The 21,303-nt window shown below is 36.6% G+C and carries 38 protein-coding genes and 2 tRNA genes; all 40 read right to left on the bottom strand.

Annotated elements, in window-relative coordinates:
* Positions 1-32 precede the first annotated feature (32 nt).
* Positions 33-986, bottom strand: a complete 954-nt coding sequence (gene mvk, locus MXE27_RS05275) for a mevalonate kinase (RefSeq protein WP_248611359.1) — start codon at positions 984-986, stop codon at positions 33-35.
* 123 nt (positions 987-1,109) lie between these two features.
* Entirely contained in the window at positions 1,110-1,946 is an 837-nt protein-coding gene (locus MXE27_RS05270; protein ID WP_248611358.1) for an MEMO1 family protein, read from the bottom strand.
* A 100-nt stretch (positions 1,947-2,046) separates the two neighbouring features.
* On the bottom strand, positions 2,047-2,643 hold the full coding sequence (gene rpsB / locus MXE27_RS05265) for a 30S ribosomal protein S2 (protein ID WP_248611357.1): 597 nt from the start codon (positions 2,641-2,643) through the stop codon (positions 2,047-2,049).
* A gap of 86 nt (positions 2,644-2,729) precedes the next feature.
* On the bottom strand, positions 2,730-2,921 hold the full coding sequence (locus MXE27_RS05260) for a 4Fe-4S dicluster domain-containing protein (RefSeq protein ID WP_248611356.1): 192 nt from the start codon (positions 2,919-2,921) through the stop codon (positions 2,730-2,732).
* Between the two features lie 103 nt (positions 2,922-3,024).
* A complete protein-coding gene (gene eno / locus MXE27_RS05255; protein WP_248611355.1) occupies positions 3,025-4,275 on the bottom strand; it encodes a phosphopyruvate hydratase in 1,251 nt (416 codons plus the stop codon).
* An 89-nt stretch (positions 4,276-4,364) separates the two neighbouring features.
* Positions 4,365-4,535, bottom strand: a complete 171-nt coding sequence (locus MXE27_RS05250) for a DNA-directed RNA polymerase subunit K (RefSeq protein ID WP_248611354.1) — start codon at positions 4,533-4,535, stop codon at positions 4,365-4,367.
* Between the two features lie 102 nt (positions 4,536-4,637).
* Positions 4,638-4,769: transfer RNA gene (locus MXE27_RS05245), tRNA-Pro, on the bottom strand.
* A gap of 2 nt (positions 4,770-4,771) precedes the next feature.
* Positions 4,772-4,939: a DNA-directed RNA polymerase subunit N gene (locus MXE27_RS05240; RefSeq protein ID WP_248611353.1), complete on the bottom strand. Its 168-nt coding sequence runs from the start codon at positions 4,937-4,939 to the stop codon at positions 4,772-4,774.
* Between the two features lie 108 nt (positions 4,940-5,047).
* Entirely contained in the window at positions 5,048-5,449 is a 402-nt protein-coding gene (locus MXE27_RS05235; protein WP_248611352.1) for a 30S ribosomal protein S9, read from the bottom strand.
* 43 nt (positions 5,450-5,492) lie between these two features.
* Positions 5,493-5,915: a 50S ribosomal protein L13 gene (locus MXE27_RS05230; RefSeq protein ID WP_248611351.1), complete on the bottom strand. Its 423-nt coding sequence runs from the start codon at positions 5,913-5,915 to the stop codon at positions 5,493-5,495.
* Positions 5,916-5,949: 34 nt separating this feature from the next.
* Entirely contained in the window at positions 5,950-6,315 is a 366-nt protein-coding gene (locus MXE27_RS05225) for a 50S ribosomal protein L18e (protein WP_248611350.1), read from the bottom strand.
* A 2-nt stretch (positions 6,316-6,317) separates the two neighbouring features.
* A complete protein-coding gene (locus MXE27_RS05220) occupies positions 6,318-7,118 on the bottom strand; it encodes a DNA-directed RNA polymerase subunit D (protein ID WP_248611393.1) in 801 nt (266 codons plus the stop codon).
* Position 7,119: 1 nt separating this feature from the next.
* Positions 7,120-7,518 carry a 30S ribosomal protein S11 gene (locus MXE27_RS05215; RefSeq protein ID WP_248611349.1) on the bottom strand — a complete coding sequence of 133 codons (399 nt, stop codon included), beginning with the start codon at positions 7,516-7,518 and terminating at the stop codon, positions 7,120-7,122.
* A gap of 11 nt (positions 7,519-7,529) precedes the next feature.
* Complete coding sequence (locus MXE27_RS05210) at positions 7,530-8,063, bottom strand: 30S ribosomal protein S4 (protein WP_248611348.1); 534 nt, start codon at positions 8,061-8,063, stop codon at positions 7,530-7,532.
* 20 nt (positions 8,064-8,083) lie between these two features.
* Positions 8,084-8,539 carry a 30S ribosomal protein S13 gene (locus MXE27_RS05205; RefSeq protein ID WP_248611347.1) on the bottom strand — a complete coding sequence of 152 codons (456 nt, stop codon included), beginning with the start codon at positions 8,537-8,539 and terminating at the stop codon, positions 8,084-8,086.
* 160 nt (positions 8,540-8,699) lie between these two features.
* Positions 8,700-8,784, bottom strand: a tRNA-Ser gene (locus tag MXE27_RS05200).
* A 226-nt stretch (positions 8,785-9,010) separates the two neighbouring features.
* The gene (locus tag MXE27_RS05195) at positions 9,011-9,973 is read right to left on the bottom strand and encodes an RNA-guided pseudouridylation complex pseudouridine synthase subunit Cbf5 (protein WP_248611346.1); all 963 of its coding nucleotides are present in this window, start codon (positions 9,971-9,973) and stop codon (positions 9,011-9,013) included.
* Between the two features lie 94 nt (positions 9,974-10,067).
* Positions 10,068-10,295, bottom strand: a complete 228-nt coding sequence (locus MXE27_RS05190; RefSeq protein ID WP_248611345.1) for a 50S ribosomal protein L14e — start codon at positions 10,293-10,295, stop codon at positions 10,068-10,070.
* Positions 10,295-10,813, bottom strand: a complete 519-nt coding sequence (cmk, locus tag MXE27_RS05185) for a (d)CMP kinase (RefSeq protein WP_248611344.1) — start codon at positions 10,811-10,813, stop codon at positions 10,295-10,297. Before cmk ends, MXE27_RS05190 begins: the two co-directional genes overlap by 1 nt.
* Positions 10,813-11,079: a 50S ribosomal protein L34e gene (locus tag MXE27_RS05180; RefSeq protein WP_248611343.1), complete on the bottom strand. Its 267-nt coding sequence runs from the start codon at positions 11,077-11,079 to the stop codon at positions 10,813-10,815. The genes cmk and MXE27_RS05180 overlap by 1 nt, the downstream gene beginning before the upstream one ends.
* A gap of 80 nt (positions 11,080-11,159) precedes the next feature.
* Positions 11,160-11,729 carry an EMC3/TMCO1 family protein gene (locus MXE27_RS05175; RefSeq protein WP_248611342.1) on the bottom strand — a complete coding sequence of 190 codons (570 nt, stop codon included), beginning with the start codon at positions 11,727-11,729 and terminating at the stop codon, positions 11,160-11,162.
* 53 nt (positions 11,730-11,782) lie between these two features.
* Positions 11,783-12,340 carry an adenylate kinase gene (locus MXE27_RS05170; protein WP_248611341.1) on the bottom strand — a complete coding sequence of 186 codons (558 nt, stop codon included), beginning with the start codon at positions 12,338-12,340 and terminating at the stop codon, positions 11,783-11,785.
* A gap of 38 nt (positions 12,341-12,378) precedes the next feature.
* A complete protein-coding gene (gene secY, locus MXE27_RS05165) occupies positions 12,379-13,728 on the bottom strand; it encodes a preprotein translocase subunit SecY (protein WP_248611340.1) in 1,350 nt (449 codons plus the stop codon).
* Positions 13,729-13,768: 40 nt separating this feature from the next.
* Positions 13,769-14,206, bottom strand: coding sequence for an uL15m family ribosomal protein (locus MXE27_RS05160; RefSeq protein ID WP_248611339.1), 438 nt, complete (start codon positions 14,204-14,206; stop codon positions 13,769-13,771).
* A gap of 58 nt (positions 14,207-14,264) precedes the next feature.
* Positions 14,265-14,726 (bottom strand): 50S ribosomal protein L30, encoded by a 462-nt coding sequence (gene rpmD, locus MXE27_RS05155; RefSeq protein ID WP_248611338.1) that lies wholly within the window; start codon positions 14,724-14,726, stop codon positions 14,265-14,267.
* An 11-nt stretch (positions 14,727-14,737) separates the two neighbouring features.
* Positions 14,738-15,382, bottom strand: coding sequence for a 30S ribosomal protein S5 (rpsE, locus tag MXE27_RS05150; RefSeq protein ID WP_248611337.1), 645 nt, complete (start codon positions 15,380-15,382; stop codon positions 14,738-14,740).
* Positions 15,383-15,384: 2 nt separating this feature from the next.
* Entirely contained in the window at positions 15,385-15,966 is a 582-nt protein-coding gene (locus MXE27_RS05145; protein ID WP_248611336.1) for a 50S ribosomal protein L18, read from the bottom strand.
* Positions 15,967-15,977: 11 nt separating this feature from the next.
* A complete protein-coding gene (locus MXE27_RS05140; protein ID WP_248611335.1) occupies positions 15,978-16,427 on the bottom strand; it encodes a 50S ribosomal protein L19e in 450 nt (149 codons plus the stop codon).
* A 222-nt stretch (positions 16,428-16,649) separates the two neighbouring features.
* On the bottom strand, positions 16,650-16,976 hold the full coding sequence (locus tag MXE27_RS05135) for a 50S ribosomal protein L32e (RefSeq protein WP_248611334.1): 327 nt from the start codon (positions 16,974-16,976) through the stop codon (positions 16,650-16,652).
* 30 nt (positions 16,977-17,006) lie between these two features.
* Positions 17,007-17,537, bottom strand: coding sequence for a 50S ribosomal protein L6 (locus MXE27_RS05130; RefSeq protein ID WP_248611333.1), 531 nt, complete (start codon positions 17,535-17,537; stop codon positions 17,007-17,009).
* Between the two features lie 9 nt (positions 17,538-17,546).
* Entirely contained in the window at positions 17,547-17,939 is a 393-nt protein-coding gene (locus MXE27_RS05125; protein WP_248611332.1) for a 30S ribosomal protein S8, read from the bottom strand.
* A gap of 18 nt (positions 17,940-17,957) precedes the next feature.
* On the bottom strand, positions 17,958-18,101 hold the full coding sequence (locus MXE27_RS05120; protein ID WP_013295326.1) for a 30S ribosomal protein S14: 144 nt from the start codon (positions 18,099-18,101) through the stop codon (positions 17,958-17,960).
* Between the two features lie 10 nt (positions 18,102-18,111).
* Positions 18,112-18,618 (bottom strand): 50S ribosomal protein L5, encoded by a 507-nt coding sequence (locus MXE27_RS05115; RefSeq protein WP_248611331.1) that lies wholly within the window; start codon positions 18,616-18,618, stop codon positions 18,112-18,114.
* The gene (locus tag MXE27_RS05110; RefSeq protein ID WP_248611330.1) at positions 18,619-19,347 is read right to left on the bottom strand and encodes a 30S ribosomal protein S4e; all 729 of its coding nucleotides are present in this window, start codon (positions 19,345-19,347) and stop codon (positions 18,619-18,621) included.
* 1 nt (position 19,348) lies between these two features.
* Positions 19,349-19,702, bottom strand: coding sequence for a 50S ribosomal protein L24 (rplX, locus tag MXE27_RS05105; RefSeq protein WP_248611329.1), 354 nt, complete (start codon positions 19,700-19,702; stop codon positions 19,349-19,351).
* Positions 19,703-19,711: 9 nt separating this feature from the next.
* On the bottom strand, positions 19,712-20,110 hold the full coding sequence (locus MXE27_RS05100) for a 50S ribosomal protein L14 (protein WP_248611328.1): 399 nt from the start codon (positions 20,108-20,110) through the stop codon (positions 19,712-19,714).
* A gap of 1 nt (position 20,111) precedes the next feature.
* Positions 20,112-20,432 carry a 30S ribosomal protein S17 gene (locus MXE27_RS05095; RefSeq protein ID WP_248611327.1) on the bottom strand — a complete coding sequence of 107 codons (321 nt, stop codon included), beginning with the start codon at positions 20,430-20,432 and terminating at the stop codon, positions 20,112-20,114.
* Positions 20,433-20,443: 11 nt separating this feature from the next.
* Positions 20,444-20,725, bottom strand: a complete 282-nt coding sequence (gene rnp1 / locus MXE27_RS05090; RefSeq protein ID WP_248611326.1) for a ribonuclease P protein component 1 — start codon at positions 20,723-20,725, stop codon at positions 20,444-20,446.
* Positions 20,726-20,742: 17 nt separating this feature from the next.
* Positions 20,743-21,078: a stress response translation initiation inhibitor YciH gene (yciH, locus tag MXE27_RS05085; protein ID WP_248611325.1), complete on the bottom strand. Its 336-nt coding sequence runs from the start codon at positions 21,076-21,078 to the stop codon at positions 20,743-20,745.
* Positions 21,079-21,285, bottom strand: coding sequence for a 50S ribosomal protein L29 (gene rpmC / locus MXE27_RS05080; protein ID WP_248611324.1), 207 nt, complete (start codon positions 21,283-21,285; stop codon positions 21,079-21,081).
* Between the last annotated feature and the right edge of the window lie 18 nt (positions 21,286-21,303).

The following is a 21,303-nucleotide window of genomic DNA, read 5'->3' as shown; positions in this document are numbered from 1 at the left end:
GTTTTCATATAATTAAGCGGTAAACCACTTAATTAATGGACCACCACGCCTTCTGTGGCAAAATCTGCTTTAATTGCGTTTTCGTTTTGTTTTAGAATGCCCAATACTTCATTAACCTTTCCAGGGCAGTAAGCAATTATGCTTCCTCCACCCCCAGCACCAGTAATTTTAGAGCCAGAAGCTCCAGCAGTCCGTGCTAAATACACCATATCCGATAAATCCCTGGTGTTAACACCCATGGCATCTAAAAGACCATGGTTTATATTCATTAGTTCCCCTAATTCATTTTTATTATCGTTAATTAAGGCTTTTTTTGCCTTTTCAGTAATTTTCGCCACGGAATCTATGACTGGATCCATTATTTCAGGGTTATTATCTCTCCTTTTTCTAACACCCGCCACCATTTCACCAGTGTTTCCTCTGCTGGAAGTATATCCTATTACCAGTGAGTCTTCTAAATCACATTTAATGATTGATACTATTCCGTCGCCAGATAAAAATATTAAACCGCCATAAGCACTGGTGGCAGTATCCAATGGGCTAGCGGCACCCTGCACCTCAATTTCTACTTGATGTGCTTTTTGGGCAATTTGAGGGATGTTGATCTTTTTATCATGGTAATTATCAAGTGCAGCTAATGTGGCTACAGTAACAGCTGCTGATGATCCTAAACCCGCTCCAATTGGCATATCTAATTTTAGGTCCACATCCAGTGGAGATCCATCATGATTGATTAATAATGATTGTAAAATATATTTTATAATACCTGATTTTCCTTTTTTTAGATTTAAATAATAATTATCAGGGTTTATTTCTGCTAAAAAATCCAGATCTTTGGACTTTATAGTAGTATATTGATTTTGAGATTTATTTATCGTTATTTCTGCTCTTTTATCTACGGCAACTGCAATAGCGGGTTTGCCGAAAACCACAGCATGTTCCCCGAAAAGTATGGTTTTGCCCGGTGCAGAAGCTGTAGAATTCATTTATTCACCATTTATAGATGGATATTACAATAGTATAATGTACAGATATTAATCATGAAAATTGTTTAACCTGGATTTTAGCCTATAGAACCCGTGCGAATATGATTAAAGCTGAAAACATCTTCATTCAAATACGATGGAACCATATCCTACTACAGAAGAGTTATCCTCAGTAATATCCCCACTGGTGGCATATTTTAAAATTTCCCCTTTAGTTGCCCCCATAAGTTTTGATGTGATTATGGTGGTTGCTACCGGACCATACCCACACATGGAAACATCAAGATTTGCAACACGTTCATACATCAATTTTTCATCCATTTTAGATATAGCATCCATTACCTGAGAATCATTAGATAGTGCAATTGATGCTGGTTGATAGTGTGTAAAATCAGTGCTAGCAATGACGACTACATCTCGTTTTAATGCATTAGTAGTCTTAATTATTGAATTAGCTATTTCTTGTGCTGTTTCTAAATCCTGCATCCACATGGAAATAGGTATTATCTTAAAATCCTGTTTAAAATACTGTAAAAAGGGGATATGAACTTCACAACTGTGTTCTTGAGAATGGGCAGTTGAATCTGCATCAATAATTCCTGAATTTATTAAATCCCCAGCCAATTCTTCATCTATTTGAACCGTGCCTAGGGGAGTTATCCATTCTCCTTCAGGAAAAAGAGATACTCCTGAACCCATACCAGTATGGTTGGGGCATAAAATAATAAATGTTTCAGGAAAGCCATCCTCAATAATTTTATAATAAGAGTGAGCTGCTACTGGTCCCGAATAAACATAACCCGCATGGGGAGCTACAGCTCCTTTGATACTGCGGGACTTTCCAATTTTTGGAAGTTTACCCGGTCCCAAGCTATGCTGGAAGCACCACTCAATTCTTTTTTCTAGTAAAGCAGAATCGCCTTCATAGAAAATTCCTGCTACAGCAGGTTTTCTTATCATAAAATCACAGTCATATAATCCATATACATAGGTATGATTTTTGTTCAATTAGTTAAACTAAATTTAACTTATATCCCTAATTATTAATTATAGTTTCGAATTATATTTTTAACTCAAATTCAGTTGCTGGAATGTCCAGATCTTCATCTTCTTTGAGTATTTCTTTTTCCCTTAAGAATTGTCTTGCTAGTAACCAGTAAACTAAAGCAATTGCTTTTCTACCTTTGTTATTAACAGGAACAGCTACATCCACATTGCCCAGCAAGTTTTCAGTGTCACATAAAGCCATTACAGGTATTCCTATTTGTCTAGCTTCAATGATTGCCTGGGAATCAGATCTAGGATCAGTTACAACTAATACTTTAGGTTCTATGAATTTAGCGTAATTAGGATTAGTTAATGTTCCTGGAATGAATCTACCTGGAATGGTCTTTGCTCCAGTCACTTCTCCGAATTTTTTTACAGGAGCCTGTCCATATTGACGAGTTGAAACAACTAATATATCGTCCGCATCATATTTTGCTAAAAATTTGGATGCCTCGATGATTCTATCATTAGTTTTTCGTACATCAAGTACATATAAACCGTCGGATCTTACTCTGTAAATGTATCTTTCCATATCTCCAGTTTTCTGTTGGGTTCCAATGTGTAAACCAGCTGCTAAGTATTTGTCCAGTGGAATTAAAAGTTCTGACAAATTATCACCTCATTTTATTTACTGTTGCCTCTGTAATCTAATTTTTTAGATAAGAGTAATTTTTAATTAATTTAATTTTAAGAAGATTAATCTTCTTTTACATCTATTGCTTCGTGTGGACAAACGTCCATACATACTTCACATAAACTGCAGTCTTCTTTATTTTGAACGACTACTTTATCCCCATCAATTATCAAAATTTCCATGGGGCAAACATCCACACATTCTGCGCAGTCTGCTCCATCACATTCATCGTAATCAATGATAATTTTTACCATAATATCGCCTTTGAAATAAAAGATGGAGTTTAATATCATATGATATTAAACAGTACCCTAATCCTGAATAATAATTTGAAAAATTGTAGTTTTTTTATCAAGATTATAGCTCTAATTGAGCCATTTTTGGATTAGAAACTTCTTCTTCAATACGTATTAACTCATTTAACTTGGCTATTCTTTCTCCACCTAAAGCTCCAGTCTTTATTAGTGGTGCAGAAAATGCTACCGCCAAATGAGCAATAGTTTCATCAGTGGTTTCTCCAGATCGGTGCGATACTACAGGAACATACTGGTTTTCTTTGGCCAGCTTTACAGTTTCATATGTATCTGTTAGAGTTCCTATCTGGTTAGGTTTAATTATAATGGAATTTCCAGCTTTGATATCAATTCCTTCTTGTAATATTTGTTTATTGGTAACAAAAAGGTCATCACCACAGATTAAACATTTATCACCGACTTTAGAAGTTAAATCTGCAAATCCTGCAAAATCTGCTTCGTCTAGTGGATCTTCCACATATAACATATCATATGTCTCTATGATTTCTTTAACGAACTCTATTTGTTCACCAGTATCCCGGGCAATGTTTTCCTGGGTGTAAATATATTTTTTCTGGGAAGCATCCCACATTTCACTGGCAGCCATATCAAGACAAGGCCTAATTGATATGCCCATTTCATCTCCAACTTCTTCGCAGGCTTGAGCTTGTATTTCTAAAGCATCATAATTTGAGATATTAGGGGCCCATCCTCCTTCATCACCTTTTCCGCCGGTGAAAGTTGTATCTTTGGATTGAATGAGTTCTTTTAATTTTTTATGAACATTAGAATTAGCAAATACTGCTTCAGTAATGTTTTTAGCACCAACAGGCACTATCAGAAATTCTTGAATATCCGGTGCATGCTTACCAGCATGTGCTCCACCATTAATCATGTTACCCAATGGATAGGGTATTTCTGTTTGCATGTTGCCGCCTAAAAACTTGTAAAGAGGCATATTATATGAAGATGCTGCTGCTTTAGCCACAGCCATGGAAACAGCTACGGTAGTGTTACCTCCAATTGAGGCAAGGTTTTCTGTTCCATCAATCTCCTTTAGGACCATATCAATATCTTGCAGGTCTTCGGCATCCATTCCAATAAGTTCAGAGGATATTATATCTTCCACATCACCTATTATTTTATTTACCCCACCCTCTGGAAATGCTACAACTTCTCTAGAACCAGTACTGGCACCACTGGGTGCAGCGGCTCTCCCAAAACCATTCCAGGTTATAACATCTACTTCCAAAGTAGGGTTTCCTCTACTGTCTAAAATTTTACGTACTCGTACGTCTTCAATAACGCTATCCACAAAAACACCTCTTTGTAAAAAAATAGTGGTTAATTAGTGGTTTATTAGTGGTCTTCAATATATGGTTATTTCTAAAAAAAAGTTCTGTATTATTCCCTATGAATATCTAAAGGAATTACTCTCTTTTTTAGTTCTAAAGATGCTATGTCTATAGGATCAAGAGACTCTGGCACATCAACTAAAGGTTTTGCGCCCATAGAAAGCTGAAGAGCTCTTGCACCGATAATTCTAGCTTTTTCAAATCGGGTTAATTTTGCCATAAAATCTCTCCTCCATTATCTCCTATTCATATTCTCATTTATTTAATTAACGGTTATTATTGAGAATTATAAAATATAGATTATTATAATAAATTAAAGTAATGGGACCGCCGAGATTTGAACTCGGGTCTCCAGCGTTCCGGTGTTGACCATCCCCGTTCCAGTTGAATAAACTACTCATTTAGAAATTTAATTCAATGGCTGGGAGGATGGACCAAGCTACCCTACGGTCCCCTTTACCATGTTTCTACATGGCCAATTAACATTCTTCTGCAACAGTATCTGGTTACACCCATATCATCCAAGACTACTTTTGGATCTTCTCCTTCTGCAGTTCTTTTTTGATATTCATCAAAATATGCTGATACTGCTTTACCACAGCTTATACATCTTATAGGAATCATAACAAACCAACGATTTTTTTTGTTTTTTGGTTGAAGATAAAAATATCTCAAGTTTATCTAATAAAAAGATTATAATTTTAAAAAAATTATAACCATTCAAATATGCAATTATCGATAACTCTTTTGTCTTCTGGCTCGAGCGCCTCTTCCACCATATTTCTTAGGTTCTGAACGCCGAGGGTCACCTACCAGCATTGTTCTGTCGTATTGGACGAACTTTTCTTTTAAATCCATATCATTGGTCCACTGCACTAACCCTTTGGCAATAACCATACGGGCAGCTTCAGCTTGTCCCATAACTCCTCCACCAACAACTTTAACATCGATGTCAACGTCGTTGACAACATCCCCAGCTAAAGTCAATGGTTCAGTTATTTTCAGACGAGCTAATTCAGGGTCGTAGAGTTCCACAGGACATTTATTAATCCTAATTCTACCTTTTCCTTCGTGGAATGTCCCTCTAGCAATAGCAGTTTTCCTTTTTCCACTAGTATGAACAACTTTTTTCATCGTTACACATCCTGATAATCTAATCTTCCAACTATTAATTAAGTTAGAACTTAGCTCCTAGTAATTTTGAAATTTCTCCCAGTTCCATACCTTTCTTAACAGCCTTTACTTCTGCTTGTGAAACTTTAGAAATTTCTTCATCTTTAAATTCTCGGGGGACTCCTACATAAGCTTGCAGTCCCTTAAAAGCTTCCCTACCTTTAGTCTTCCGGTAAGGTAACATTCCCCTTACAGTCCTTCTGAATATATCTTCAGGCCTTCTAGGGTATTTAGGACCCATACTACGAGGGTTGGAAATACTTGCTCGGTCGAGTCTCTGTTTGTATCTAGCATAAGCCCAATCCTTTGAGCCAGTGATAATTATTTTCTCAGCATTGAGAACTACCACCTTCTCTCCGTCAAGGAGTTTTTGACTAACCACACTGGCCAGCCTCCCTAAGATGTGTCCTTCTCCATCGATAATCATAAAAACACCACGTTAATTTTTAATACCTACTGCTTTATTCGATGATTCGAATATTGCTACCCTTAGGGTTTTGTTCCAGTATGGTATTTATATCCAAGCATTCTCCGCCTACTTTTTCTATTTTTTCCTGAGCCATCTTTGAAAAGCTCAGTGCTACAACTTGTACTTTATGATCCAGGTCCCCGCTGCCTAAAACTTTTCCTGCAACTAAAACAGTTTCATCATCAGATGAGTTTCTGTTGATCTTTGATAAGTTTACTTGAGCTTTTCTACGGGTGGATCTTTCTAATCTTCGAGCCAAATCCTTCCAAATGGCTGCTTCTTCTGCATTAGATTTTTTCTTAAGATTCCCTATTAATTCTATGAGATTAGGATTAGTTTTGGTAATTCTCTTTACCATAATTAGCCTCCTTCACAAAATGTTACAATCTTGTCTGCTTTTTCAAAAAGCACATCACAAGCTTTTAATAAAACCTCTTCAGGAGGTATAGACCCATCAGTTTCAATTATGAATATGAACTTTCCTTCTTGATAACCAATATTAATTGCACCAGTATCACAAACCCTTACGCAGCTTTTACACATGGAACAGTTTTCCAAATCAACCACTTCGACTTTTTTAGCCTTCTGGTCAAATTCTAAAACGCCTCGGGGGCAAGCTTCTACACAGTTTTGACATTCATCACAGTTTTCATCAATAGTTATCTGAGGATAGAATTTATAGGCACATGCAGTAGTAGGTTCCCATTTAGCATGTTCTATTCCAATACCTAATTGGGCTATTGCCTCTAATTCTACTTCCTGATTGTCTTTGAGCTTTAGAAGAGGTATAGTATCATATACTGGTTTTATTTTTGAGTCTTCTGAAGAAAGATCTTTGGAGTAAACGACTCCCGGGCCTTTTTTCTTTAATACCAATGAAACAGTACATTTAGGACAATAATCCTCACAATCACATTCATCTGGCATTACAAGAGTTTCTATTGACTCAGAATCAGATACTAATGGTATCAATCCAAGTCTATGGGCAAGAACTTCGTCAAACATTGCGGAATCATTTTTTACAACATAGACATCTTCAATAGCCATTTTAGGGATTTCCATCATGCAAATCCTTCGAATAGCATTAACAAATGTCACATCCACATCTTCAATAACGAAAACGAGTTCATTTCCATTCTTCTCTTTGACATCAATCTCCATATTAGACCCTTCTTCCTCTCTTACCTCCAGGTCGTCCTGTACCATCGTGAGGTATGGGAGTTACATCTTCTATTTTTCCTATTCGGATCCCTGCTCTAGCTAAAGCCCGTATAGTTGCTTGAGCACCAGGTCCAGGAGTTCTTGGACCGTTTCCACCAGGAGCACGTACTTTTATATGTAAACCGACGATCCCTTTTTCTCGTACATCATCTGCAGCTCTAGAAGCTGCTTCCATTGCAGCGAAAGGGGACGATTCCTGTCGGTCAGCACGGACCACTTTTCCACCAGACCATTGACTTATAGTCTCTGCTCCAGTGATATCAGTGACTGTTATAATAGTATTGTTAAATGATGAGTAAATATTAGCTATACCCCATTTTTCTTTTTCTTTTTCAGCCATTTTATCGCTCCTTATTTAGCTTTTTCCTCAGTTTTAGTTTTTTGTTGGGATTCGATTTGTTTGGCTACTGGGGATGATGGATAAAATCCAATCTTATCTTCTTCGCCTCTTTTAACTAGGTAGCTTGGGGAATCGATCTTCTTACCACCCATAGCAATATGGCCGTGTACTACAAAGATCCTTGCTTCTTTAGCAGTTCGGGATAATCCTTTCTGGTGAACTACAGTTTGAAGTCTTCTTCTTAGAACATCTTCCACTGTTAAGTTTAAAACATCTTCCAGTTTGGTGGTTTCTCCCAAAATTCCGTATCTTATTAAGTGCCCTAAAAGTTGCTTTCTTTCATTTTCGGTGTGTTCAGATGATAAACCGAGTAAATAACGAGCATCCCTCCGGTATCTTCTTACCATTGTTTCGGCTTTCCAAATCTCTTTTTTATTTTTCAAACCGTATTTTAATGCCAGTTTATTTTCTGATTTAATCCTCTCAGCATTCCATGGATGAGGTGGAGTATCGTATTTTTTCCTTGCTTTTCTTGGATGTCCCATAACCATATCTCCTTATAAGTTTATTGTCTTCCTCTTCTTCTTCTTACACCGACAGAAGAGCCTTTTCTGAATGTAGATTTTGTTCTCTGTCCTCGAACAGGTAACCCAACCTCGTGTCTTCTTCCTTTGTAACTTCTGGTCTTTTTCATCCTGTTTAAATCGTCACGCAGACGCATTGCTAAATCGGATTCAATTAAGTGTTGAGTTTCACCAGTTTCATAATCATTACGACGGTTCAACATCCATTCTGGAACGTCATATTGTTGAGGGTCTCTAAGTGCTTCCTCAATTTTTAAAACATCATCATCAGAAAGATAGCCCATTTTTTGATCAAGATCAAAACCCATACCAATACTTATAGCTCGGGACAAGGCGTTTCCAATACCTTTAATATCTGTTAAAGCATTTTCAATTGTCTTATTACCATCTACATCCTTTCTGGCAATACGAATCATATGCTTGAAATCTTCTTCCATTTTATTTAACCTCCAATTAGAGCAAATTCGCAAGACGGGATTTAGCGAATTCAAGACATTTTTCATGTCCGTTTTTTTCATTTGTTTATTCGTGCAAATTTATATGTCATAGGGGCAAGAACTAAAGAAATCTTTAGTAACTTGCTTAAATACCAATAAACGCCGGGACTGGGATTTGAACCCAGGCGGAGGATACCTCCACAAGATTTCCAGTCTTGCGCCTTACCAGGCTAGACTATCCCGGCATCTGATAAACAGTTGCTTACTAATTCATACAATAATGAGAAAATTTACTAAGTGAATTTATTATCTATTAAATAATCTCTCAACTTTACAATTAGCAGGTATTATATATAGCAAGATAGTATTTAAATAGCATACTATTTAACCCTTTCTTAAATGAGAAAGTTGAAAATATACCTCTCTTTGTTTTATATTGAAGTTTTTTAAGCATTAATTTGGTGTTAATAATTATTTCCACATCTTAGGATATGTTTCAGGTTCCATAAAAACCTTTTTTGTATCTACCATGATTCCTTTAGCAGATTCTAATATTTCAAGTGAATTTGCTAAGCTTTCACCAGAAGCAACCAGTTCACCTTTAATGGTCAATATAACAACAATATCTCCTTTTTGGATATTATCATCCAGACTTACTATACCACCCGCAGCGAGGTCAGCTCCATGGCATATGGCATCTACTGCAGAATCCCGTATAACTATTTTTGGAAGATGCGTAACCGCCATCTCCATAGGTAGTACTGCTTTGCGCAGGTATGATTCATCACCATCTTCTTTCCAGTAGCAAAAAGCATCGGTAACATCCTGAAGAGTTACCAGAGCCTCATTTTCATGGAAGGGACCTGATTTTGTTCTGCGGAGTTCCGCCATATGGGCACCGATACCCAGTGCTTCGCCAATATCATGACAGTATTTACGTATATAAGTTCCTGATTCACATCCAATTCTAAATAGAACATCCTGACCATCAATTTCAATGATATTAACATAGTAGATACTGCGAACTCTTAACTCTCTTTTTACTGCAGATTTAAGAGGGGGTGTTTGATAGATCTTACCCTGAAATTCTTCAAGAATATCTCTAATAACATCCTCTTCTATTTCCTGGTGAAGCCTCATCAAACAAACATATTCCTTATTTGCCACCAGTAATAGTTGGATTACCCGGGTGGCATAATCAATACCAATAGGCAATACTCCTGTAACTTTAGGATCAAGAGTGCCACCGTGGCCAGTTTTTTGAGCATTGAATATTTTTCTAACCCATGAGTCAACTTCATGAGAAGTGGGTCCTGAAGGTTTATCTAGATTAATTATCCCTTTAGTTAGATGTTCTTCAATAGGCCTAAGTTCAGGTGAACATCCATATTCAGGATTAGTTTCACTTTTAGCCTTAATCAGGAAGTTTACCATTAAATAACCTGCAAAAAAAATATTGTTTCAATGCTGAAATTATTAAACCAATTAAAAAATAGATCCATTTTAGAATAATATTATAAGATTAATATTATTCCAAAGTTTCTAATTGTTTTTTGATCTCTTCAGGGTCTTCAGATTTTATTTCAATTGTTTGATCAACAGGTTCCAGGTGTTGTATATTACATCTTCTATTTTTAATAGATGAACCTACAACTTCAACGAACTTTTCATCAATAACATCTACAATCACACATTTTTCTCCCGCTTCTCTACCTGCGGTTTTAACACATACTCTTCCTACTTCTATTGCTGGCATTAAATCACCTTTGTAACTTTTAATATTATGTCGGCGACGCTTTCAGCTTGAAAACTATTCGTATTCAAGATTAAGTCATAAATTTCTAAATTATTAATATCGATATTGTGAATTTCATGATATCTCTGAGCTTCACTAGTCTCACGTATTTGGATTTCTTTTTTTACTAAATCTACTGGTTTTAACTCTCTTTGACTGATTCTTAAAGATCTAACATCAAAAGGAGCTATCATCCATATTTTTAAATTCGCGTCCACAAAATGGGCGGAAAGGCGTCCTTCAACTATGAGGTTTTCTGCTTCTTCAGCCATTTTGGCCTGTCGCTGATCTATCTCAATATCAATTTCATTATTATTTTCGGCGAATTTGCTGAATTCAAGTATATCCATGCCACTTTCAGCGGCCATCTGCCGGAAAATATCTCCTGCAGAAACATAGGGTATACTCAATTTTTCAGATAATATTCTGGAAGCAGTAGTAGTTCCACTACCTGCCAGTCCACCGATAGTGATAATCATTAGGACCTTGCCTCTTGTTTGAATACTTTTCTAGCGCATTCTGAACAGAGGTATCCTCCGTATGGACGGTTTGGTCTTTTTTTAGTTTTGGCTAATTTTCTAATTTCATATGGTCGTCCCCTAGGAACGCCATGTAGAAGTTTTCCACATTCAGCACAGATGTGCTTACTTGGTTTCTTCTTTTTATATTGTAAAACTGTTTTTCCACCAGGAGTCCTTTTAAAAGTCCTCTTATATGATCTGGATCTAAATCTTAATGCTGGCATATAATCTCTCCTAATTTAATTAATTACAATTTAATATACTTTAGAATAAGTATATTGATTAAACAATAATATTTTGTATATTACATTCCTCCTCCTTTAAGTCCCATTAACTTTCGGAATAATTGGGACATGGAGAATGAACATAGAACATACCATCCCAACCATTCTATTGCACCTGGAGGAGTGGTAGGTGCGGTGTGATAGAACATGTGGAATAAAGGTACAAGTAAAACATAATATGCTACTTGAGGCAGCATTACCACAGTTTGAGATATGTGTGGTTCCTGGGCCATCCACCAAAATACAATCAAAATAGGAACCATGGTCACAATCATGGGTTTAAAAGACATGGTCATCATTTCTTTTTGCTTACCCATCATCTCCATTTGTTGTTTTTGCATTTTTTCCACTGCTTTAGGATCATTAGCTTTCCTTGCTTCCATCATCTCTTGCTGAAACTCTTGCATCTCTATTTTAAGAGATTCTAATCTATCCTGATTAACCAACAGTTTATTGGCCAGGGTAATTACAAAAGCCACTAAAGTGGAAATTAAAAAAATTGTGAATATGGGGTTATTTGGATTGGGATCCAGGGCAATAACAGGTCCAAAAACAGCATTTAAAGCCCCGTAAAATATATCAAGTACCATTTTTATTTCCTCGTGTTCTAGGATAATTCATTATTAATTTAAATTTAATATGACTAACTCAATGTATCTACCATTTCTGCAATGGAATCATCCAGCTGATCATTATGGTTTTCTATTATTTTAACTGTAGCTCCAGTTAATGCAGCATAAGCCATGGATACTGCGCGATTCATTTCCTGGTGAAGATTAATATCTTTCATCATTTCCATGTCTCTACTTCGAGTAGTGTCACTGATTCGACGAATCAATATTTCATCAGCATCAGCTTCAATCAACACAAACATATCCGGTTGTAACTCATCTAAAACCCATTTTGGCAATCCTGGTAGGAAACCAACAGGTGTTTTAATAGTGCAGTGAGTATCAACGATTATGTTAGTTAGCTTCGACCTTTCTCTTATACTTTTTGCTGCAGCTTTCTGAATTTCTTTCTGAACATCAGGGGATAATGTTCTCATTTGATCTCGATTTTCAACCAAACCTTTTTCCTGAGCTATTTGAAGCATCACATCCCCATAATTAACATTTACATAATCAAGGTTTTCTAATGCGTGGTCTAATATAGTAGTACTTCCTGAACCAGGTATTCCCGCAATTACAACTACTTTCATTTTACCATAACTCCCATTTTTATATTTTTGCTCAGCTATTAATCCCCTAAGAATTTTCTCAACATTGGATGCATGTCCATTAATTGTTCCTGTGCTATCTCCTCATAGAGTCTGTAAACAATACCCACAGTTAACAGTACACCAGTACCCCCACCTAATGCGCTAGTCAAATCAGCACCAAATGCAAGGAGACCTACAAAAGCACCACCTAAAACTGTGATGGCGGGGATGTACTTTTTAAGTATTTTTTCAAACTGTCTTTTGCTGCTTCTAAAACCTGGAATTTGCATTCCCATGCCATGCAACTGTTTGGCTACTTGTTTTGGGCCAATACCACTTAATTCCACCCATAAAATAGCGAACAATATACAAATTCCAATGAAAACTACACCATAGAATAGAACTCTTAATGGATCTGTGAATAGAACTTCTATTGAAGAAGGTGGTGTCAAATAATAAGCCAATCCGTTTATAGCTTGTCCATTGGAAATAGTGCCCAAAATAGGGTATCCTATTTTTTGGAATATGTTTGCAAAAAGCTGCACATTTAAAAGTAATGCGCTGGCTAAAATTACAGGCATGTTACTGGCATAAATAAATCTCAAAGGATATTTACCCCTAGCACCTTTCACTCCACCATAAGATAGTGGTATTTCTACCCTCATACTTTCCGCATAGACCACTACTAAAAATACTATGATAACCGATATCACCGGCATGAGATAGTAAACAACATCTGGACTTTGACCTGTCGATAGAAGATATAAAAATCCGGTTAACTTACCTGCAGGTACTCCAGGTTGAGTGGGTGAGGCTAGAGGGTTGAAAGCTCCAACAATAATTTGTTGTGCTACTCCCCCAGCAATAAACAGTCCTACTCCACTACCAAATCCCCATTTAGAAATCACTTCATCTAAAAATATGACTAAGATTCCGCCAATGGTCATTTGCAAAATCAAAATCCATATATAGGATTGGGAAGTAGCTGCAATTGCTCCAGTGAGGACCATTACCAGTGCTTCGAAGAGAGTAAATATTATAGCAAGAAGTTTTTGAGCACCTTGAAAGAGGGCTTTATCTTCATGTTGAGAAAGATCCAATTTTAAAATTTTCCCCCCAACTAGCAACTGCAAAACAATAGATGCAGATACAATGGGCCCTATTCCTAAAGTCAGTATTGAACCGAAACTACCTGCAAGTACTGCTCTCAGTTGAGCAAATTGATCCACAGCTAATGGGCTTAGCCCATATAAAGGTATGTTTGAAAGTACAAAATATAGTACCAATATGATACCAGTCCATTTCAGTTTTTCCTTGAAAGAAACCCTATGGGCTGGTGATGCGACTTGAGGTAAAATTGAAAAAATTGGCTGTAATTTCTCTAACAATTACTTCACTCCTTGCCTTTAAAGATGAAAAAATTAAATATTAGAGGATTAAAGCCTCTCCTCCAGCTTCCTGGATTTTCCTCTCAGCACTTGCAGAAAAAACAGGTGCTTTGATATTTAAAGGCTTGGTTAACTTACCCTGACCTAATACTTTATTATATCCAAGGTCAGTGACATCAATAACAATAACGTCATTTTCTTTAGTAGCCAATCCTTTTTCCAGGAGTTGTTCAGATTTTTCATCTAAATAACTTAAATTTACAGTGTTAACTTCATTTATAGATTTTAGAGGTCTTTTGAAACCGTATTTACCAAAGTGTTTTGGATCGTATTTAACAATCCAGCTCCAGAGGTGTTTATGGCTTCCAGCCATACCTCTTCCACCACGGTGACCTGCTCCTCTTCTTTTCTTGGAACAACCGCCACCAACGGTTCTGGATCCTCTCATCTTATTTATTTTCCTTGATTTCCTGATCATTATAAAATCTCCTTATTTGTCCTTAATTGGTATAAAACCGATTAGGAATAATGAAGGACTAGACCATTTTTTTGATGAGGTCCTTTATTTGTTCCTTCCGGTATCCTAAACTTCCTCCTTCAGCAAAAGCGGTTTTAACACTCTCATATCCTTTTCTTGGAGGGTGTAGTCGGAATACTGGTTTTATGTTGGCTTCCTCTAAAGTCACTTTGGACTCAAAGATAGCCTCAGCAAATTCTTCTATAGAAGAATAATCTGTGTTATCATTAATGTACTCATCAGTTACTTTTTCGCCACCGACAATCCGTCCTCTTTTTTGAATAAGTTGTGCGAGGATTTCTGAGTCTATTTCACCCCAGGTTATGTAATCTTTGGATTTTATGAGCATTCCATTGTAACTAGGATTTTCATCATCAATTAAAACTGCATGATTAATCCGGTTGAGTCGTAACATCATCATGGTGTCTGAAATATCTTTCTTAACACCGGCTTCGCCTCTTACTCTAATTGCTGCAAACATTTTATCACCATTTAACTGGTACAAACACCCAGATTTTTAAGATCTTTTTTCTGGGCTTTTACCTTACTTAACTGTTTCAAGGCATCAAAGGTTGCATTGGCAAAGTTTACAGTAGTTTGTGTTTGGCCACTAGTTTGGGACCATACATCATCAATACCTGCTAATTTCATGATAGTTTTTCCAACATCACCAATAGCTAATCCTACTCCTCCAGGAGCAGGCATAATAGTTACCCTGACACTACCAGTTTTTCCAGACACTTTGAATGGTACGGTGTGTTCTTTTCCACAAACACAACCCCAATCTCCACAGCCCCTTCTAACTTTTATAATATTGTATTTAGCATCATCAACTGCTTTTCTGATAGCAGGGCCTACTTCACGTGCTTTACCTTGACCTAAACCCACATAACCGTCTTTATTTCCAACAGCAACAATTACTCTAAAATTTACTTTTCTTCCAGATTTGTGCATTCTTTGGACCAGGTTAACATCCATTACTTCTTCTTCTAAACCAGGGAGTAATTTATCTACAATTTCTAGTTCCATTATAGGTAAACCCTTTTCGAATATTTCATCAATATCCGTTATGACGCCGTCTTTTACCATGCGCCCTAAATTAGTTTTAGGTTCCCAGTCCTCTTTGTTAAAGTTCATGATTATACCTCAGCCTCATTTATCTTGTTCTTTATTTCTTCAAAGTGGTCTGGTAAATCAACTGGTGAAAGACCTTTTTCTAAATATTTTGAGAACTTATTCTTAAGTTCAGCATCATCTAAGGACTTAGCATATTCTGCTATATGTTCACCAGTAATCCTGCTTTCATCAGGAAGAATTGATTCTCCATGAGGAACATTCAAACCAGCATCAACTGCTCCTTTTAATGCTGCAAATACTTTAGAACCAGTTGTAGATGATTTGAGACCTATATCTAAAACAGCGCCATCAATACCTCTGTTTAATGCTTTTTTAGCACATAAGTATGCGGTTAAATATGCTGCAGACGTATTTTTGGTTCCAGCTAACCATCCTAATTTTTCTAATTCTTTAGAATGAGCTGAAACTAGTGTCTCATCACCATTTTCTGCCACGTTGATTATTTGAGCAATGACATGATTGTTAGAAATTCTAACAACCAGACGTGATTTATCCAGATCAACTAATCTTAATCTGGCATGATAATCAGTTTTTCCTTCTCTTCTTCTTCTAAATGCTACTTTATATCTTGATCCGTGTGCCAACTTAATCCCTCCTACTTCCTGAGCAAGTCGTGGTCCCGGGCATAGGTTTTCATGTAAGATTTACTTCTGAAGGCACCGCCCTTTGCCATCCTGTAGAGTTTACGATATGAAGTAGTGTTGATCTCCCGATCGTCTCTCATTTGTTTAAGGTCCTTCCTTAAGGCCCTTATGGTAGTCATCCAAGCTTCCTTCTTAGGACTTCGAGCGCCTTGGGCGCCTTTAATACTACCTCTACCTTTTCTTCTTCCCTTACTTTTTTGTTGGGCTATTTTTTTAGATCTATAACTGCTTATCCCTTTTTGAGGTTTAGCCTTGATAACCTTGGCATCTATTAGCTGCTTCACACTTTCCCTGGTTATAGCCCGTGAAACTTCTTCTACTTGTTCAGGGTCAATCCATACACGGTTTACCCCTACTTTAAGTATATCTGCAGCCAATCTTTTCTGAGTAGTAAGATTCATTTAAGAAACCTCCTTGTTCAGCGTTGAGCTGATAAAATGACTTGAACCATAATGATTCAAGTATGCCCGTTAATGAAATGATGTTCAAATCATTTCAAGATTGGATTAATTTTATATTTCCTTACCAATCCCTCATCAATAGCCATTTTGGCTTTTGAATAATAATACATCAAATGATATATATGATAATAATCATATCGGACATTTCTAAAAGAACTGATATTATTTATTTAAGATTTTAATACCCAGTTCTTTAGCTTTTTCTAACATTATTTCCTTTTTTCTTTTTCCTACAGTAGAACTTACTCTTCCTGCTTGTTTGCTAGGATCTAAGTTCTCTAATTCCTTAACATTGTTTACTAGAATATCCTGGTAGCCGGAAGGGTGAAGGCCTCTAGTTAATCTTGGAGTACCATAACCAATAGTTGGCATGGCAGGTTTGCCCTTTTCGTATCTCCTTCTTTTACTAGTTTTTCCTCTGGCTTTTCTCCACTTTTCACCGAGCTTCTTATACCTGGCATATTCCTGACGTTTGAATTTTTTCTTCATTGAATCACCGATAAAGTAGTTCTCAATGCCTTAATCTTTATTAATGAGGTATATACCATCTTGGAATACCCTAGGATCTCTTCCCTTAATTTTAGTGGCCTGTTCTAAGTTAGCCATGGTTTGTCCCACGTCTTCCTTGTTAATCCCGGTCACTATGACTTCATCACCTTTAACTTGAACTTTAGCAGTCCCGACTATATTAGCAGTACGGGGATGTCTTTCTCCAAGGAAATTTTCAATAGTAACTTTATTCCCAGTTACTTTTACAGTCATAGGAAAGTGAGCGTAAACTATTTTCATAGTATATGTGAATCCATCAGTTACCCCAGTAATCATATTTGAGATATGGGATCTGATTGTTCCCAGCATTGCTTTATCTCTCTTTTTAGGAAACTGACTTTCCAATACTACTTTCTCATCTTCTTTTTTTATGGTGATGGGGTAGGTAAATTTTCTTGAAAGTTGACCTTGAGGCCCATTTACATTAACCTCATCATTTAAGGTAACTTCCACACCTTCCGGGATTTCAATTTCTTCCCGAATTACAGCTGCTAGAACCATGATATCACCTTAATATATATATGCCAGCAATCTGCCACCAATACCCTTTTCTTTTGCTTCTTTGTGGGTTATTATACCCTGAGGGGTGGTAACAATCATTATTCCGAAATTTTTAGCTGGTAAATATCTTTTTTCGAATTTTTCGAATTCATCTTTTTTAACGGCATGTCTGGGTTTGATAACCCCACATTGGTTTATATTTCCTTCCAGTTCAACAATGAACTTTCCAGCTTTGCCGTCATCAATGTATTCAAATTCACCAATGTAGCCTTCTTTTTGCATAGTCCTTAAGACACGCCCTATTAATTTAGATGCTGGGGAGATATTACAATTCCCATTTCCCTGCATTTCATTGTTCCGCATATTAGTTAGGGCATTTGCAAGAGGATCCATAAGAGTCATATTTAAACACCTCTATACCTAATTATACTTTTTAAATCCAATTTTTGGGGCAAGTTCTCTGAAGCACTGTCTGCATAACATAAGCCCATATCTTCTAACCAGAGCAGAGTGATCCCCGCATCTTGAACATTTTCTGGATGCCTTTCCATATTTTCTTGGCACTATATCACCCTTACTTTATTTTAACCTGGAATTTATCCTGCATAAACTTCATGGTCTCTTCTTTATTGACCTGGTGTTTAGCCGGGATTTTTTTCCTTTGAATTTTTCTTCTTTTAATTCGGTATCCGGGTTTTTCAAAAGTTATAGACAGGTTCATCCCAAATATTCCTATTTCCGGTTCATATCTCATTCCTGGAATATCAATATGTTCTTCAATTCCAAATGAAACATTACCTTGAGCATCAAACTGTCTTGCTTTTAATTTATTACCTATTCCACTTAAAACCATTTTTATAGCTTTTTCAGATTTTTCACCACGTAAGGTTACTTTACATGCTATTGGTTGGTTTTTTCGTATACCAAATTCAGGATTAGTTACTTTAGAATAAGTTCGAACAGATTTTTGATCAGTGAGTGAGTTTAATAAATTCTCAGCACGGACTAATCTTTCACCACCTTCACCAACACCAATACTGACAGTGGCTTTAGCAATGGTTATTTCCTCCATAGGGTTCATTTACTTACCTCCAGGGAGTGAAATAACTGGTTCTTCTTTTCCAATAACAAAAACATAATCTTTCAAAGTTAGGAATGTCTTTTTGCTTTCAGTTTCAATAATAACTGTGTTAGGTCTTGAAGATTTAGTTATATTAATTTCTTTAATCTTTCCAATTTCACCAATGTGCTTACCACCGGTGACCAGACCAATATTACCTTCTTCAAAAATTATGGATTCCATAACTTCTTGTTCAGGTACTTTAAGTTTCACTACATCTCCAGCTTTATGTTGTTCTTCGCTGAGACAGTTCCTTCCGTCATGTAAGTTTAATTGAGTTTTTCCACCTTTAACAGTAGTTTTATCTTCAATTTTACATAACTTAAATTCTACATTTTCTTCTTTGATTGGATGTAGTATAAGTCTTCCTTTTTCATCAGGCAAAACCCTGTAGACGCTTCCATTGGTAGGAATCTGTATTACATCCATAAATCCTACGGGGAATTTGTAATCTTTTCTTACACGTCCATCTACTAATATCTCACCATTGTTAATGATTCTCTTTGCTTCCCTTGAGTTATCAGCAACTTTTAGAATATCTCTGATAACAATCATGAGAGGTAGTGAGTCTTCAATGGCATGAGGGCCTGCAGACGGTTTAACGGTCCATTTATCTTCCTTAGGATGAATGGGCCAATGTTTAGGTGACTTGAAACGTTTAAGATGTTTTCTTGATCCCATCTTTGCCATGTTATCCCTTCCGCTCTATAATTTTATTTCTTTTTTCATCTTTCAAGTCCATATCCACAATCATCAAATTTGATGGGTGAATCGGGAAAAAAACTGCATTTCCATCTGTTTTTTGAGTAGTAGCACCCTCGACCAGTACCCGGTAGTTTTTAAGATCCACTTTTTCAATTTTTCCTTCGTGGTTCTTAAAATCACCACGCATAACTTGAACAGTGTCTCCTTTCCTTACAGGAAGGGATCTTCTACCAAATTCTTCTCGAAGATCTTTACTTAAGGTCACACCCATAAGTTTGTGGCGTGCGTGTAAAGGTGCAGTGTAAATGTATTTCCTTTGTTTTCTAGGTTGTGTTGACATTTTATCACCTTATACAATTATACTAGCTGCGCTTCCTACACCAGGCCATCTGTCAGCAGCTTCTTTAGCTACAGGACCTCTAATTTCAGATCCTTTAAGCACACCTTCTGGACTGATAATTACAGCTGCATTATCTTCAAATTTAACTCGTAGTCCATCAGCACGTCGGAATTCTTTTTTCTGTCTTACAACAACTGCAGTCATGACTTCTTTTCTCATGTCAACAGCTCCTTTTTTCACAGAAACAATAATCATATCACCGACACCGGCTACATCAAGTCTACGGCGAACACCTTTGTATCCTTTTACAGAGATAATTTCCACTTCTCTAGCACCAGTATTGTCAACGCATTGAAGTCGGGCACCTATAGGTAGTGCTTTGGCAACATTAGATGTAATAGCCTTCATTTCACTTCTCTCCCTTTACCTCAACCACTACAAAATGCTTGGTCTTACTTAAAGGCCTGCATTCTGCAATTTTAACTGCGTCTCCAACTTGTACCTGAATACAATCTGGAATGTGAGCGCTGATTTTTGATTTTCTTTTTTCGTATCTTTCATATTTTCTAATGAATTTGTAAAAGCTTCTTTCCACAGTAATGGTCCTTTCCGCTTTATCATTAGTAACTATTCCTTCCAGAACTTGTCCTCTAACAGGTAAAGTTCCGTGAAAAGGACAGTTAGGATCATTACATTCGGATTTAGGCTCTGGAACGTCGATACCAATCATATTATCACCAATTAAATTTTCCTAAATTTCTTTTTTATTCTGTCTTCCGGGCGACTTACTAAGATTTTTCCATCAATTTCCACTTTCTGACCATCAGGAATTAAGAAATGAAAAATTGCAACATTTTTCGCAATCAGAGTTTCTCTACCACTTTCATTTTCAATTTGAATAGTATTTCGAGTCTCATCTACAATTTTCCCTTTAATCCCTACTAACTCTTTATGAGAGCTTTTCATAATTTCAACTTCAAGCCCAATGAGCTCATGTCGAAATATATTTTGTGGAGTTATCATGTTGGCCCAATACGAATTTATCTTCGTCTGTTACTTTTTCGATCCATTTCACGGATCTCAATAGTGTCTGAAGAAAAGCCCATGTTAGCAAGAACTTCTTTAACACGTTTTTTATGGTCCCCTTGAAGTTCTATCTGACCTTTTTTAGCAGTACCTCCGCAGGCACATTTTGCTTTCAGCTCTTTAGTAAGTTCCCTTATGTCAATATCGTGCTCGTCAATGCCCTCTACAATGGTCATCAGTTTTCCGAATCTTCTTCGTACTGTGTACACTTTAACTGTCTGAACTTCCCGTGCTATTTCTTCACAGACGCAGAGTTCATCTGGAAGACCACATACATCGCAGATTTTCATTTATGTCTCCTTCTGTTTTTCATTCATAATTGTAAGAACACGAGCAATAGTTCTTTTTAGTTCCTTGATTTTACCAGGGTTTTCATAAACACCAGCTGCGGAACTTTTGGAGATGTTTTTGGCATATTCTGCCTTGAGTTCATCCAATTTTTTTTGGATTTCCTCTACATCCATTTCTCTTATATCTCTACTTCTTAAGATTGCCATTTTTTTCATCCCTTTGAA

It is taken from the genome of Methanobacterium alcaliphilum (assembly GCF_023227715.1).
Classification (GTDB): Archaea; Methanobacteriota; Methanobacteria; order Methanobacteriales; family Methanobacteriaceae; genus Methanobacterium_E; species Methanobacterium_E alcaliphilum.
The sequence above is the reverse complement of the archived record's forward strand: the minus strand, read 5'-3'. Positions and strand labels throughout refer to the sequence as shown.

What these genes read in the sequence shown, in the direction of transcription:
- MXE27_RS05220 (WP_248611393.1), bottom strand. Translation starts at nt 7,118, where the DNA reads ATGGAGATTGATGTCAAAGAGAAGAATGGAAATGAACTCGTTTTCGTT.
- MXE27_RS05095 (WP_248611327.1), bottom strand. Translation starts at nt 20,432, where the DNA reads ATGATTGGTATCGACGTTCCAGAGCCTAAATCCGAATGTAATGATCCT.
- MXE27_RS05110 (WP_248611330.1), bottom strand. Translation starts at nt 19,347, where the DNA reads ATGGCAAAGATGGGATCAAGAAAACATCTTAAACGTTTCAAGTCACCT.
- cmk (WP_248611344.1), bottom strand. Translation starts at nt 10,813, where the DNA reads ATGATTATCACTATCGGTGGACTGGCAGGTAGTGGAACTACTACTGCT.
- MXE27_RS05175 (WP_248611342.1), bottom strand. Translation starts at nt 11,729, where the DNA reads ATGGTACTTGATATATTTTACGGGGCTTTAAATGCTGTTTTTGGACCT.
- MXE27_RS05260 (WP_248611356.1), bottom strand. Translation starts at nt 2,921, where the DNA reads ATGGTAAAAATTATCATTGATTACGATGAATGTGATGGAGCAGACTGC.
- rnp1 (WP_248611326.1), bottom strand. Translation starts at nt 20,725, where the DNA reads ATGATAACTCCACAAAATATATTTCGACATGAGCTCATTGGGCTTGAA.
- MXE27_RS05205 (WP_248611347.1), bottom strand. Translation starts at nt 8,539, where the DNA reads ATGGAAGAAGATTTCAAGCATATGATTCGTATTGCCAGAAAGGATGTA.
- mvk (WP_248611359.1), bottom strand. Translation starts at nt 986, where the DNA reads ATGAATTCTACAGCTTCTGCACCGGGCAAAACCATACTTTTCGGGGAA.
- rpsE (WP_248611337.1), bottom strand. Translation starts at nt 15,382, where the DNA reads ATGAACTTTAACAAAGAGGACTGGGAACCTAAAACTAATTTAGGGCGC.
- MXE27_RS05140 (WP_248611335.1), bottom strand. Translation starts at nt 16,427, where the DNA reads ATGAATCTTACTACTCAGAAAAGATTGGCTGCAGATATACTTAAAGTA.
- MXE27_RS05270 (WP_248611358.1), bottom strand. Translation starts at nt 1,946, where the DNA reads ATGATAAGAAAACCTGCTGTAGCAGGAATTTTCTATGAAGGCGATTCT.
- MXE27_RS05125 (WP_248611332.1), bottom strand. Translation starts at nt 17,939, where the DNA reads ATGACTCTTATGGATCCTCTTGCAAATGCCCTAACTAATATGCGGAAC.
- MXE27_RS05170 (WP_248611341.1), bottom strand. Translation starts at nt 12,340, where the DNA reads ATGAAAGTAGTTGTAATTGCGGGAATACCTGGTTCAGGAAGTACTACT.
- MXE27_RS05115 (WP_248611331.1), bottom strand. Translation starts at nt 18,618, where the DNA reads ATGAACCCTATGGAGGAAATAACCATTGCTAAAGCCACTGTCAGTATT.
- MXE27_RS05250 (WP_248611354.1), bottom strand. Translation starts at nt 4,535, where the DNA reads ATGGCAAAATTAACCCGATTTGAAAAAGCTAGAATTATCGGTGCAAGA.
- MXE27_RS05180 (WP_248611343.1), bottom strand. Translation starts at nt 11,079, where the DNA reads ATGCCAGCATTAAGATTTAGATCCAGATCATATAAGAGGACTTTTAAA.
- MXE27_RS05160 (WP_248611339.1), bottom strand. Translation starts at nt 14,206, where the DNA reads ATGATCAGGAAATCAAGGAAAATAAATAAGATGAGAGGATCCAGAACC.
- MXE27_RS05135 (WP_248611334.1), bottom strand. Translation starts at nt 16,976, where the DNA reads ATGAAGAAAAAATTCAAACGTCAGGAATATGCCAGGTATAAGAAGCTC.
- MXE27_RS05190 (WP_248611345.1), bottom strand. Translation starts at nt 10,295, where the DNA reads ATGCCAGCAATAGAAGTAGGAAGAGTATGTGTTAAAACCGCAGGTAGA.
- rpmC (WP_248611324.1), bottom strand. Translation starts at nt 21,285, where the DNA reads ATGGCAATCTTAAGAAGTAGAGATATAAGAGAAATGGATGTAGAGGAA.
- MXE27_RS05235 (WP_248611352.1), bottom strand. Translation starts at nt 5,449, where the DNA reads ATGAAAAAAGTTGTTCATACTAGTGGAAAAAGGAAAACTGCTATTGCT.
- yciH (WP_248611325.1), bottom strand. Translation starts at nt 21,078, where the DNA reads ATGAAAATCTGCGATGTATGTGGTCTTCCAGATGAACTCTGCGTCTGT.
- MXE27_RS05240 (WP_248611353.1), bottom strand. Translation starts at nt 4,939, where the DNA reads ATGATTCCTATAAGATGTATAAGCTGTGGTAAAGCAGTATCAGCATAT.
- rpmD (WP_248611338.1), bottom strand. Translation starts at nt 14,726, where the DNA reads ATGTTTGCAGCAATTAGAGTAAGAGGCGAAGCCGGTGTTAAGAAAGAT.
- MXE27_RS05100 (WP_248611328.1), bottom strand. Translation starts at nt 20,110, where the DNA reads ATGAAGGCTATTACATCTAATGTTGCCAAAGCACTACCTATAGGTGCC.
- MXE27_RS05195 (WP_248611346.1), bottom strand. Translation starts at nt 9,973, where the DNA reads ATGGTAAACTTCCTGATTAAGGCTAAAAGTGAAACTAATCCTGAATAT.
- MXE27_RS05215 (WP_248611349.1), bottom strand. Translation starts at nt 7,518, where the DNA reads ATGGCTGAAAAAGAAAAAGAAAAATGGGGTATAGCTAATATTTACTCA.
- rplX (WP_248611329.1), bottom strand. Translation starts at nt 19,702, where the DNA reads ATGTCAACACAACCTAGAAAACAAAGGAAATACATTTACACTGCACCT.
- MXE27_RS05225 (WP_248611350.1), bottom strand. Translation starts at nt 6,315, where the DNA reads ATGGTAAAGAGAATTACCAAAACTAATCCTAATCTCATAGAATTAATA.
- MXE27_RS05130 (WP_248611333.1), bottom strand. Translation starts at nt 17,537, where the DNA reads ATGGTTCTAGCAGCTGTAATTCGGGAAGAAATTGAAATCCCGGAAGGT.
- MXE27_RS05210 (WP_248611348.1), bottom strand. Translation starts at nt 8,063, where the DNA reads ATGGGACATCCAAGAAAAGCAAGGAAAAAATACGATACTCCACCTCAT.
- MXE27_RS05230 (WP_248611351.1), bottom strand. Translation starts at nt 5,915, where the DNA reads ATGATTATCGATGGAGAAGGACACATCTTAGGGAGGCTGGCCAGTGTG.